The organism is Zoogloea dura (assembly GCF_012927165.1).
GTDB lineage: Bacteria > Pseudomonadota > Gammaproteobacteria > Burkholderiales > Rhodocyclaceae > Zoogloea > Zoogloea dura.
On record NZ_JABBGA010000008.1, the window covers coordinates 176,154 to 188,590 of the forward strand.

Here is a 12,437-nt window from a genome sequence, read left to right on the forward strand (position 1 = left end):
TCAGTCGGTGGGCGGGGCGAGGTCGAGCAGTGCGGCCCGGGCGCGGGTCAGGAAGGCGTCGCGGCTTTCACCCTCAACGGGGACGAGGGGCGGGCCGAAGCTCAGGGTGCACAGCAGGGGCACCGGGATCAGGCTGCCCTTGGGCATCACCCGGCCGAGGTTCTCGATCCAAACCGGTACCAGCTCGGCTTCGGGGTGGGCACGGGCCAGGTGGTGCAGGCCGCTCTTGAAGGGCAGCAGGCCCTCGCCCATGTTGCGGGTGCCCTCGGGAAAGAGGATCAGGGACTCGCCGGCGGCCAGGGCCGTGCCCATCTGTTCCACCGGGTTGGGGCCGTGGCGTTCTGGGCGGCGGTCGATGCACACGCCGTTGAAGACCCTCTCGATCAGAAAGCGGCGCAGCGGCGTGGTCAGCCAGTAATCGGCGCCGGCCACCGGGCGGGTCCGGCGGCGCAGGGCTGGAGGCAGCGAGGCCCAGATCAGCACGAAATCCCCGTGGCTGCGGTGGTTGGCGAAATACACCCGGGTGCGCGGCGCCGGCTCGCAGCCCAGCCACAGGGCGCGGACGCCGGTGAGCAGGCGGGCGAAGCCGCACAGCAGGGAGCCGAGGAGGCGGTCGAGGGACATCAGTTCATTCCTGCCTGGAGCAGGCGCCAGGCCACGGCGCCAAGGATAGCCGCAAGCTCGACGAGCAGTGCGACGAGTTGATGACGGAACAGGCGCAGGGCGGCCCGGGCCCGCTCCTCAAGCGGACGTGGCGGCGGGGACTTGCCGAAGAGCGTGCCGAGGGCCTGGTCGAAGGCGGCCAGGTCTGCGTCAGGGGAGCCGTCGGGCCGTCCCCATTGCGCGGCCCAGGTGGCGAAGAGACGGGCGTCCAGGTCGCAGCGCAGGGCGTAGTAGTGCTGCGCCAGACCGGCGCCGATGGCGAGGGCCGTCAGCAGGGTGCCGGCCAGGCCGGCCGGCGGCAAGAGCAGACTGGCGACGCCGAGGAGCAGCAGGCCACCGGCGAGGCGGCTGCAGCTGCGGGCCTGGGCCAGGGTGGCGGCGGCCAGGTGGGCGGTGGCTACCGCCTGGCGGGTATCAGGCGCCACCATGGGTCTCCAGGGGGGACGACAAGCCGGCCAGGGCCTGGCGATGGGCTGGCCCGAGGACGATGCCCGGCCGGCCTCGCCGCAGCAGCGCTTCGGCGGCTTCGACGCTGGCGGCGCGGCCACTGATCAGCAGCCAGGCCGCCACCGCGCTGGCGCTGCGCGAGTAGCCCAGGGCGCAGCACACCAGAACTGGCCCACCGTGGGCATGCAGGGCCTCGAGCTGGGTGGCTGCCTGCTCGAGCTGCGCTGTCGTGGGCGGCAGCAGGTCGAGCCAGGGCAGCCCGGCATAGCGCCAGGAGCCGCGGGGGGCTGGCAGCTCGGCAGTGAGGTCGAGCAGGGCGCGGAAGCCGCCGGCCGCCATGTCGCGGGCGTCGGGCATGCGGCCCAGCCAGATGCCGTCGACGATCAGGTCGGGGGCGGGGCGGCGGCGCGTCCACAGGCGTGAATTGAGCCAGGCGCCGAGGGTGTAGGGGGCCAGCAGCAGGGCGGCCCCCAGGCTGTGCCGGCCATCGCGTTTCTGAAAGCCGGCGGGGCCGAGCCAGGCGTAGTTGAGCGCCACCAGGCCCAGCGCGGTGGCCGGCCAGAGCAGCCACAGGGCGCCGTCCCCGAGGAGTCCGGCGAGGCCGCCGCAGGCCACGGCGCCCAGCAGGTAGCGGCCGGCCAGGCGCCGGGCCGCGGGCGATGCCCGCCCAGCAGTGGCGAAGGGCGTCGACCCCGCATCGGGCCACAGCCACAGGCACAGCAGGCCGACCAGCGCGCCGCTGGGCAGGTCGATGAAGTGGTGCTGGTAGGTGGTGAGCACCGACACGGCGATCAGTACGGCCCATACATGCACGGCCAGGCGCAGCCCGCCCCGGCTGGCCGCAGCGAAGCGCACCCACAGGATCACCAGCAGGCTGATGTGTAGCGATGGCGCCTGGTTGTAGGGCTGGTCGAAGCTCGCCAGGGCCTCGAAGAGGCCGCCGAAGAGACCGTCGGTGACCGGCCGGGCGAAGCTGAAGCGCAGCGGGAACAGCAGGAAGCAGGCCACCGACACGAGCTGGGCGGTGAGCAGGCGCAGGGCGTGGCGATCCACCTGCAGGGTGTTGCGGCAGAGCAGGAAGGACAGGCCGTAGAACAGGTCGATGGACCAGTAGGGCAGGATGGTCCAGGGCATGAAGGGGATGTGCCGCTCCCAGCCGAAGACCACCGCGTCGCTCACCTGCCAGCGGGCGGCCATGGCGTTGGCGAAGCCGTAGCTCAGGAAGAAGAAAGGCCCGAGGAACAGCAGCCAGGCCACGCCCCGCCGCCAGGGCAGGGTCTCCGCAGGCGCTGTGTCCTTGCTCACGTCGGCCGCCGTCGTGCCAGGGACACGGTGAAAATGCCCCATTCGTCGATGCGCTGGGTGAGCTTGTCGAAACCGGCCTCGTCCACCAGCTGGTCCATTTCGGCCTGGCTGCGCCGGCGCATCACCCAGGCCTCGCCACCCCGGTAGCTGGTCAGGGCGCGGGCGATCAGCTCCAGCTGGGGATGCCAGGGCTGACCCGTGTACAGCAGGTAGCCACCGGGCTCGACGGCCTGTGCCATGCCGGCCAGGGAGCGGCGCACCATGCCGTTGTCGGGAAAGAGTTCGTACAGCCCGGAGACGATGCCGACGGTCGGCCGCGGCGACACGGCCGCCACTGAGGCCTGGTCGAAGGCGTCGCCCTTTTCGAAACGGGCGGTGTCCTGCAGGCCTTTGGCGCGGATCAGGGCGGCGCCGTCGCGCACATTGATGTCGCTGAAGTCGCGCAGCAGGATGGAGTCGGGCCGGCGGGGGGCGCCTTCGAGGGCTTCCAGCACGTAGCGGCCATGGCCGGCGGCGATGTCGAGGACCCGCTGGGGGCGGCCTTCCTGCTGCAGGCGCTGGAGGGCCAGACGCAGCAGTTCCTCAAGGTGCAGCTTGCGCTGGCGGATGCCGCGCCAGCCGATCGCATCCAGGTAGTTGCGGTCGATGGCCCGGCCGATGGGGCCGGCGCCCGCCGGGGTGTTGCGATAGACGTAGTCGAGGGTGCTGCCGGAGTCGAAGCCGGTGCGGTGCCCCAGGGCCACCCCTTCGGACAGCAGGCCGCCCAGTTTCAGGCTGGCCCGGTAAGCCGACCAGTAGAGGCCCCGCGGGCTGAGGGCCGGCAGCGGGCGGGACAGCGCCTCGGCCTCGTCGCGGCTCGGGCCGTGCTGGTCCGCGTTGCGCAGGTCGGGGCGGCTGGCGGGCTCGGCGAAGCGGCGCAGGATGAAGTCATGGATGCGGGCCAGGGCTGGCGCCCGGTCCTTCTCGCCGAGGGTATCGTGGTAGAAGCCGTCGAGGACGTGCTTTTCCTTGACGGTTGAGCCCAGCCGCTCGAAGAAGGCATGCTGGGGGCCGTGATGAACGACCCAGTCGGCGCCGGAGATCAGCAGCTGGGTGGGCAGGGTGATGGCCTGGGCGTCGGCGACCACCCGCTCCGCTGCCTCGTAGAGGCCGAGCAGGATGTTCACCGAGATGGCCCGGGCGATCAGCGGGTCGCTGTCGTAGGAGGCCTGGCGTACCGGGTCGTGGGTGAGGAACTTCGCCTTCACGTAGCTATTGACGAAGAAGTTGCCGCGCAGCTTCTGCAGCAGGGTCAGCCCGGGCCGCGCGAAGGGCACGTAGAGCTTGACCCTGAAGGCCGGTGAGGCGAGCACCAGGCAGCGTACCGGCGGCGCGTAGTCGTGGGCCCAGGTGGATACCAGCACGGCCCCCACGCTCTGGGCCAGCACGGCCATGTCGGCCAGCGCGATGCCGTGGGCGTCGCGGATGTGCTCGACAAAGGTTTGCACGTCCCGCACCGAGGTGCCGAAGCTGGGCGACCAGCCCCGCTCGCCGGGGGACAGGCCGTGGCCGCGGGCGTCCCAGGCGAAGAAGTCGAAACCGGGCAGATCCAGTTCGTCCACCAGGTGGACCAGCCGCCCGGAGTGTTCGTGGCCCCGGTGGAACATCACCACGGCGCCGCGGGACGGCTGGGTGGCCGGCCAGTGGCGGTAGAACAGGGAGACCCCGTCGTGGGTCGTGAAGTGGTGTTCCGAAACGGCTCGGGGGCTCGACATGAAGCGCCTTTCAGCGCGGACGGGCCTGGGCCACGCCGCCGCGGATACGGTTATGGATATTGAGCAGGATGGCCGCCGCAGCGACCGGCAGGATCCACGCCGTCCAGCCGGGCAGGCTGCCGGCCAGGCCCAGCCACAGGCCGAGGGCGCCGAACAGGAAGGCCCGGTCGCTCTTGCCCATGGGGCCGTCGTAGCGGCGCGGGGCACCGACCATGGGGCCGAGGGCGCCGGCCATCTCGGACACCGCGGAGAGGAAGATCAGGGCGCCCACGTCGGCCCAGGAGAAGGGCGCTACCCACACGAAGGGCAGGTACAGGGCGGCGTCGGAGATGACGTCGGAGAGTTCGTTGAGGTAGGCCCCCAGCGCCGACTGCTGGCCGAATTCCCGGGCCAGCATGCCGTCGACAGCGTTGAAGGCCATGCGCAGGAACATCCACAGGGGCAGCAGCAGGAAGGCCGTGGTGGCCTCGGGGTGGAGGAACAGCCAGGCGCCCAGCGCGAGGGACACGGCCATCGCCGCCAGGGTCACCTGGTTGGCCGTGACGCCGGCTGCGGCGAAGCGCGCCACGAGGGGGCGCAGCAGGGCCTGGAAGCGGGGCTTGAGCTGGTAGATGCTGATCATCGTCACAAGGTCTTGGCCTGGGCCTGCCCCCGGCCGTAGAGGTGATGGGCGAGGATCGACAGGCTCGGATTGTTGGGCAGGATCTGGCCGTTCACCTCAAGGATGGGGGTGCCGATCGCGCCGGTGATGCCGGCCCGCTGCAAGTGGGCGTTGAGCCTGTCCTCGGCGGCGGAGTCCTCGTCGATCATGTACTCCGTGAAGCGGACGCCCATGTGTTCGAACTGGCGGCGCTTCTCGGTGCAGTAGCCGCAGGTGGTCAGGGAATACATGACGATCCGGTCGCGATGGGCATCGTAGCGTGCCATGAAGGCCGCCTCGTCGCCCTGTTGCGTGGATGCCAGCCCGGCGATCCGGCTGGGGTCGGGCAGGCCGTCGGGGGTGAAGCGGGCCATCACGCCGGCGCCTGCCACTGCCACCACCAGGGCGCCGGCCAGGGCCGGGATGCCCACCGGGCGGCGGCGCGGGCCCCAGGCGTTGTGCTCTTTCTGGCCAGGCACCAGGAGCAGGGCGAGCCCGGCGATGAAGCCGACCACCGGGATCAGGGTGGCGAGGGACCACCAGCCCTTGAAACCCAGGTCGTGGCAGCGCAGCACGCTGGCGCGCACGCCCCACACCGCCAGCATCAGCAGCAGGGCCAGGCCGAGCAGGATGCCCGGCATGCCAAGGAACAGCATGACGGGCATCAGCAGCATGGCGGCGGCGAAGCCCAGGAAGGCGCTCTGCAGGTAGGCGCTGCGGCCGAAGCGCCCGTCCAGGCCGAAACCGAACAGCGGTGTGTCGCCGCTGGCTTCGTCATCGGGTAAGGGGGACTGCCGCAGCGCGGCGGCCGGCGCAGTGCGCTCGCTGGCCATGGCCTGGGCGGCGGCTGTGTAGCGGGGCATGTCGATGGAGCAGGCCCGGCACAGGGTGCGGGGAGGCTGCTGTTCTCCGCAGGCCGGGCAGGTGATGGTGGCGGCCTTGTCTTCGGCCGGCACCGGCGAGGGTGGCACGGGGCTTTCGGCGCCGCCGGCGTGTTTCGGGGCGGCGGCGGGGGGAGCGAGGGGGGGCGCGGACCCGGCGGCGGCCATCTCAGGCAGCGGCGGCTCCACCACCACCTTCAGGCCGATGCCGGTGAGGGTGCTCAGGTAGTGCTCGGCCTGCCAGGTGGCGAGGCCCTTGCGGAGCGTGACCCGCTCGCCGGAGAAGACACGGTCCAGGGTGTCGGCCGGGCATTTGAGCAGGCCCTGGAGGGCGGCGCGGGTGGTGGCAGGATCATGGCCCGGCAGGACTTCGCCGAAAAACAGGATCTCGTGGGTGGTCGTCACGGGAGGCTTCCGGGAAAGGGTGGAAGGGGTGCGAACGGCATTCTAAGGGGCCCCCGGTGTCGCGGCAATGACGGCGGGCTGCGGGTCGTGGCGGATCACGCGTGCCGCTTCACCTGCCCCGCCGGCGGTGCTATCGTCGTCGCCCCACCGGAGAACGCACCATGTCCCAGCCCGTCTGCTTCCCCCTCACCCGAGCGCGCGACCTGGCCGAGGCCGAGGCGCAGATCGCCGTGATCCGGGGCCTGCTGGCCGACGCCGGACTGAGCCACCGCAATCCGCCGCCGGCGCCCACCACCTGTTGCGGGCGGGGCTGCAACGGCTGCGTCTGGGAGGGCTTCTACGCGGCCCTGGGGTGGTGGAAGGATGACGCCCGGGAACTGCTGGCCGGGCTGGCCGGAAATGCCGCGGCCTGACTTGGCAGCGCACCTGAAAACCCCGTAAAATCCGTGCCTTGTCGAGGAGCGTTGCGACCCGTGAAAATGCGGGCCAGGCTCGGCAACCAACAACGGCGCTCGCAAACCTTCCAGCCGGGTTTGCCGCGCCGTTCGCTTTTGTGAAGCGTCCGAGGCGCCTGCCGGCTGTGTTCACCCGCATCCAGAGGTAGATCCATGCAAGCCGACCGCACGCCCGAACTCCAGTCCCTGCTCACCCACCGCATCCTGATCCTGGACGGTGCGATGGGCACCATGATCCAGCAGCACAAGCTGGGCGAGGCCGACTACCGGGGCGCGCGCTTTGCCGATCACCCCAAGGACCTCAAGGGCAACAACGACCTGCTGGTGCTGACCCGCCCCGACGTGGTCGGCGGCATTCACCGGGCCTACCTCGAGGCCGGTGCGGACATCATCGAGACCTGCACCTTCAACGCCACCCGCGTGTCCCAGGCCGACTACCACCTGTCCGACCTGGCCTACGAGCTCAACGTGGAGGGCGCCCGCCTGGTGCGCCAGCTGTGCGACGAGTTCACCGCCGCCAACCCGGCCAAGCCGCGCTTCTGTGCCGGCGTGCTGGGCCCCACGTCCCGCACCCTGTCGATCTCGCCGGATGTGAACGACCCGGGCTTCCGCAACATCAGTTTCGACGCCCTGGTGGACGACTACTACGATTCCGCCCGCGGCCTGATGGAAGGCGGGTCGGACATCCTGCTGATCGAGACCATCTTCGACACCCTCAACGCCAAGGCGGCGGTGTTTGCGGTCGAGAAGCTCTTCACCGACCTGGGCCGTCGCCTGCCGGTGATGATCTCCGGCACCATCACCGACGCCTCCGGCCGCACCCTGTCGGGGCAGACTGCCGAGGCCTTCTGGAACTCCCTGTCCCACTCGCAGCCGATCAGCTTCGGCCTCAACTGCGCGCTGGGCGCCAGGGAGCTGCGCCAGTATGTGGACGAGCTGTCCACCGTCTGCAACACCTTCGTGTCGGCCCACCCCAATGCCGGCCTGCCCAACCCCCTGTCGCCCACCGGCTACGATGAAACGCCCGAGGAGCTGGCAGCGGAGATCGTCGAGTGGGCCCGCAGCGGCCTGGTGAATATCGTCGGCGGGTGCTGCGGCACCTCGCCGGCCCACATCAAGGCCATTGCCGAGGCGGTGTCGCTGGTCACCCCGCGCACGGTGCCGGATGTCGAGAAGAAGCTGCGCCTGTCCGGCCTGGAGCCCTTCAACGTGGGGGCCGACTCGCTGTTCGTGAACGTCGGTGAGCGCACCAACGTGACCGGCTCCCGCGCTTTTGCCCGGATGATCCTGGAAGGCCGCTTCGACGACGCCCTGGCGGTGGCCCGCCAGCAGGTGGAGAACGGCGCCCAGGTCATCGACATCAACATGGACGAGGCGATGCTCGATTCCATGGCGGCGATGGAGAAGTTCCTCAAGCTGATCGCCTCCGAGCCGGACATCTCGCGGGTGCCCATCATGCTCGACTCGTCCAAGTGGAGCGTCATCGAGGCCGGCCTCAAATGCATCCAGGGCAAGGGCGTGGTCAACTCCATCTCCATGAAGGAGGGCGAGGCCGAGTTCCTGCGCCAGGCCCGCCTGTGCCGCCAGTACGGCGCGGCGGTGATCGTGATGGCCTTCGACGAGAAGGGCCAGGCCGACACCTTCGCCCGCAAGACCGAGATCTGCAAGCGCGCCTACGACCTCCTCACGGCGTCGCCGGAGCAGGGCGGCGCCGGCTTTCCGCCCGAAGACATCATCTTCGACCCGAACATCTTTGCCATTGCCACCGGCATTGAGGAACACGACAACTACGCCGTGGACTTCATCAACGCGGTGGCCTGGATCAGGGTCAACCTGCCCTACGCCAAGATCAGCGGCGGTGTCTCCAACGTGTCCTTCAGCTTCCGCGGCAACGACGCGGTGCGCGAGGCCATCCACACCGTCTTCCTGTACCACGCCATCAAGGCCGGCATGAGCATGGGCATCGTCAATGCCGGCATGCTCGGCGTGTACGACGACCTGGAGGCCGAGCTGCGGCACAAGGTCGAGGACGTGGTGCTCAACCGCCACCCTGGAGCGGGCGAGGCCCTGGTGGAGTTTGCCCAGACCGTGAAGGAGGGCAAGGCCAAGGATGCCGGCCCCGACCTCTCCTGGCGCGAACAATCCGTCGAGGCGCGGCTCAGCCACGCGCTGGTGAAGGGCATCACCGACTTCGTGGTGGCCGACACCGAGGAAGTCCGGGCCAAGCTGGAAGCCGAAGGCAAGCCGCCCCTGGCGGTGATCGAAGGCCCGTTGATGGCCGGCATGAACGTCGTCGGCGACCTCTTCGGCGCAGGCAAGATGTTCCTGCCCCAGGTGGTCAAGTCGGCCCGCGTGATGAAGCAGGCGGTAGCCCACCTGATTCCCTACATCGAGGCCGAAAAGCTGCGCACCGGCGCCACCAGCAAGGGCAAGATCGTCATCGCCACGGTGAAGGGCGACGTGCACGACATCGGCAAGAACATCGTCGGCGTGGTGCTGGGCTGCAACGGCTACGACATCGTCGACCTGGGCGTGATGGTGCCCTGCGACAAGATCCTCGCCGCCGCCCGCGAGCATGGGGCCCAGGCCATCGGCCTGTCGGGCCTGATCACTCCTTCCCTGGAGGAGATGAGCCACGTGGCCGCCGAGATGAAGCGTCAGGGCTTCGACGTGCCCCTGCTGATCGGCGGCGCCACCACCAGCCGCGCCCACACGGCGATCAAGATCGCCCCCCACTACGACCAGCCGGTGATCTACGTGCCCGACGCCTCCCGCGCCGTCGGCGTGGTGACCAGCCTGCTGTCCGAAGGGCAGAGCCAGGCCTATGCCGCCGAGGTGGCCGCCGACTACGAGAAGATCCGTGTCCAGCACGCCGGCAAGAAGGGCGTGGCGATGGTCAGCCTGGCAACGGCCCGGGCCAACGCCTACAAGTGGAACGCCGACCCCGCCTATGTGCCGGCCGTGCCGGCCCAGCTCGGTGTGCAGGCTTTCGACATCGACCTGGCCGAGCTTGTCGATTACATCGACTGGGGCCCCTTCTTCCAGACCTGGGACCTGGCCGGCCGCTACCCGGACATCCTGCAGGACGACGTGGTTGGTGAAACCGCCCGCGAGCTGAAGTCCGACGCCGAGGTCATGCTGGCCCGCATGGTCGCCGAGCAGGACACCAACCCGTGGGTCAAGGCCCGCGCTGTGTTCGGCCTGTTCCCGGCCAACGCGGTGGGTGACGACATCGAGATCTATGCCGACGAGTCGCGCAGCCAGGTGCTGATGAGCTGGCGCGGCCTGCGCCAGCAGCACGAGCGCCCGGCCGGCAAGCCCAACTACTGCCTGGCCGACTTCGTGGCCGGCAAGGACTCGGGCGTGGCCGACTACGTGGGGGCCTTCGCGGTGACCGCCGGCCTCGGCATCGAGGGCCGCCTGGCCGCCTACGAGCGGACCCATGACGACTACCACGCGATCATGCTCAAGGCCCTCGCCGACCGCTTCGCCGAGGCCGCCGCCGAATGGCTGCACGCCAAGGTGCGCAAGGAAGCCTGGGCCTACGCGGCGACCGAAACCCTGAGCTGCGAGGAACTGGTCAAGGAAGCCTACCGGGGCATCCGCCCGGCGCCCGGCTACCCGGCCTGTCCGGACCACACCGTCAAGGGCGATCTGTTCAAGCTTCTCGATGCTCCCGCCCACACCGGCATGGCCCTCACCGAGAGCTTTGCGATGACCCCGGCGGCGGCGGTCAGCGGCTTCTATTTCTCGCATCCGGACAGCCACTACTTCGCGGTCAGCAAGATCAGCCAGGATCAGCTGGAAGACTGGGCCCGCCGTACCGGCATGACGGTGGACGAAGCCCGCAAGTGGCTCGCCCCGCTGCTCTGAACGGGCTCCGGCTGGGCGGGTTACGATCATGACGCCCTGGCAGGTTCCCGAAGACGAGATCACCTTCATCCCCATCCGCGCCCAGGGCGCGGGTGGGCAGAACGTGAACAAGGTATCGTCGGCGGTGCATCTGCGCTTTGACATCAAGGCCTCGTCGATGCCCGAGGCCGTGCGCGAGCGCCTGCTCCAGCTGGGCGACCAGCGCATCAGCAAGGATGGCGTGATCGTCATCAAGGCCCAGACCTTCCGCAGCCTCGAGAAGAACCGCCAGGAGGCGGTGCTGCGCCTGCAGGAACTCATCGACCGGGCCGCCCATGTGCCCAAGACCCGGCGGCCGACCCGTCCGACCCGTGGCTCGGTGACCCGCCGCCTCGAGGGCAAGGCCCGCCACGGCGCCATCAAGGCCGCCCGCCGGCGGGTGGACTAGCCTCAAGTAGGGGATAATCCATCCCCCGCACGTGCCGGTCCCGATACGGGCCGCGCAGTCTCCCTTTTTCCTGCCCCGTCCGGGGCCTCTCCCATGCAAAACCAACGCTTCATCGCCGGCAATGGCGCCTTCCTTGAGCACTTCTTCCGCCACACGCAGGGCAAGCTTCACCCGCAGCAGGTGAGCGCATGAAGACGCCCGCCCGGATCGAACCCCTGGTCGTCGATGGCCTGGTGGACAGCGTGCTGCGCCAGCTCATGAGCGGCAAGGAGGCCATGGTCTACGTCGTCCAGTGCGGCGACGAGATCCGCTGCGCCAAGGTCTACAAGGAGGCCAACAAGCGCGGCTTCCACACCGCCGTGGATTACACCGAAGGCCGCAAGGTCAAGAACAGCCGCCAGGCCCGGGCCATGGCCAAGCGCTCCCGCTATGGCCGCGAGGAGCAGGAAGCGGCCTGGCAGCATGCCGAGGTGGATGCCCTGCGCCGCCTGGCCGCAGCCGGCGTGCGGGTGCCCACGCCCTACCAGTTTCATGAGGGTGTGCTGCTGATGGAGCTGGTGGCGGACGAGGACGGAGAGCCTGCCCCGCGCCTCAACGACCTGGCCTTGAGCGCCGAGGATGCCCTGCGCTTCCACGCCGAGCTGATCCGCCAGGTGGTGCGCATGCTGTGCGCCGGCATCGTCCATGGCGACCTGTCCGAGTACAACGTGCTGGTGGATGCCGCCGGCCCGGTGATCATCGACCTGCCCCAGGCGGTGGATGCGGCGGCCAACAACAACGCCCGGCGCATGCTGGAGCGGGACGTGGACAACCTGAGCGCCTATTTCGGCCAGTTTGCCCCCGAGTTGCTGGCCACCCGCTATGGTCCGGAGATCTGGACCCTCTACGAGAACGGGGCCCTGCATCCGGACAGCCCGCTGACCGGGCGTTTCGAGGAGGCCGAGGTCGAAGTGAACCTGGACGAGGTGATCCAGGTGATCGATGCCGCCCAGGCCGAGGAAGAGGCGCGCCAGGTCGGCCGGCTGCGCGCCGCCAACGAAGGGCTGCCGCCGCCGGACGAGGTCTGAGCCAGAGCGGGGCGCCCGGCGAAGATCCAAGCCGAAGATTCGGTGCATCTTGTCACGATCATGGCGTCGGATTGAACGGCGCCCCTGGATCAAATTCGCCAGGAGTTCAAACGCTGCACGGGCCTTGACGTGCACGAGCAGGCGATTGTGAGGACCTTGGGCAAGCTCGGCAGCCGGCGTGCTCTCATCGCGGAAGCCGCCATCCGGCATGTACGATAGGGCACGCTGCCTTTGCCGCAGATCCTTCTGCGCCCGCGCCATCCCTTGCAGTGGGAGTGTCAGTAATTTTGTGTTTGAGGCGGATTTTGGGCTGCGGGTCGGTTTTCCGTTGTTTTACGTTGGATTGGCCGGGAATTCGCCCCGGCGGGCGACCCCTTTCTTTGCGTCGCCAAAGAAAGGGGGAAAGAAAGGCGACCCGGCTTCCCCGGTCGTCCGCGTAGCGGACGACTCCCCTGCGCTGCTCGCATCGGGCGGCCGGCGCGGAACTCGTCGGCTGCGCCTCCTCAAACAGCCGCGCCGG

Annotated in this window: 10 protein-coding genes and 1 riboswitch; of the genes, 4 read left to right on the forward strand and 6 right to left on the reverse strand. The window is 69.5% G+C overall.

All coding sequences use genetic code 11. From position 1 onward, the window contains the following. From HHL15_RS12280 to HHL15_RS12305, 6 genes are read right to left on the reverse strand one after another with little or no spacing between them, the layout of a single operon-like run. A complete protein-coding gene (locus HHL15_RS12280; protein WP_169146058.1) occupies positions 1–624 on the reverse strand; it encodes a lysophospholipid acyltransferase family protein in 624 nt (207 codons plus the stop codon). Beyond that, positions 624–1,091, reverse strand: a complete 468-nt coding sequence (locus tag HHL15_RS12285) for a hypothetical protein (RefSeq protein ID WP_169146059.1) — start codon at positions 1,089–1,091, stop codon at positions 624–626. Before HHL15_RS12285 ends, HHL15_RS12280 begins: the two co-directional genes overlap by 1 nt. Beyond that, entirely contained in the window at positions 1,078–2,415 is a 1,338-nt protein-coding gene (locus HHL15_RS12290) for a phosphatase PAP2/dual specificity phosphatase family protein (RefSeq protein ID WP_328825032.1), read from the reverse strand. The genes HHL15_RS12285 and HHL15_RS12290 overlap by 14 nt, the downstream gene beginning before the upstream one ends. Continuing rightward, positions 2,412–4,169, reverse strand: a complete 1,758-nt coding sequence (locus HHL15_RS12295) for a bifunctional alpha/beta hydrolase/class I SAM-dependent methyltransferase (RefSeq protein ID WP_169146061.1) — start codon at positions 4,167–4,169, stop codon at positions 2,412–2,414. Before HHL15_RS12295 ends, HHL15_RS12290 begins: the two co-directional genes overlap by 4 nt. 10 nt (positions 4,170–4,179) lie before the next feature. Beyond that, complete coding sequence (locus HHL15_RS12300) at positions 4,180–4,791, reverse strand: CDP-alcohol phosphatidyltransferase family protein (protein WP_169146062.1); 612 nt, start codon at positions 4,789–4,791, stop codon at positions 4,180–4,182. Positions 4,792–4,793: 2 nt separating this feature from the next. Next, positions 4,794–6,095, reverse strand: coding sequence for a DUF805 domain-containing protein (locus HHL15_RS12305; RefSeq protein ID WP_169146063.1), 1,302 nt, complete (start codon positions 6,093–6,095; stop codon positions 4,794–4,796). A gap of 161 nt (positions 6,096–6,256) precedes the next feature. Here HHL15_RS12305 and HHL15_RS12310 point away from each other — a divergent pair, with 161 nt between their 5' ends. The 4 genes from HHL15_RS12310 to HHL15_RS12325 all read left to right on the forward strand — a co-directional run bounded on the left by HHL15_RS12310 (position 6,257) and on the right by HHL15_RS12325 (position 11,917). After that, positions 6,257–6,508: an oxidoreductase-like domain-containing protein gene (locus HHL15_RS12310; RefSeq protein WP_169146064.1), complete on the forward strand. Its 252-nt coding sequence runs from the start codon at positions 6,257–6,259 to the stop codon at positions 6,506–6,508. Positions 6,509–6,545: 37 nt separating this feature from the next. Further along, positions 6,546–6,616, forward strand: a riboswitch (S-adenosyl-L-homocysteine riboswitch). Between the two features lie 87 nt (positions 6,617–6,703). After that, positions 6,704–10,423, forward strand: coding sequence for a methionine synthase (gene metH, locus HHL15_RS12315; protein WP_169146065.1), 3,720 nt, complete (start codon positions 6,704–6,706; stop codon positions 10,421–10,423). Between the two features lie 28 nt (positions 10,424–10,451). Continuing rightward, positions 10,452–10,850, forward strand: a complete 399-nt coding sequence (gene arfB, locus HHL15_RS12320) for an alternative ribosome rescue aminoacyl-tRNA hydrolase ArfB (protein WP_169146066.1) — start codon at positions 10,452–10,454, stop codon at positions 10,848–10,850. 188 nt (positions 10,851–11,038) lie between these two features. Further along, entirely contained in the window at positions 11,039–11,917 is an 879-nt protein-coding gene (locus HHL15_RS12325) for a PA4780 family RIO1-like protein kinase (protein WP_169146067.1), read from the forward strand. Positions 11,918–12,437: the final 520 nt, after the last annotated feature.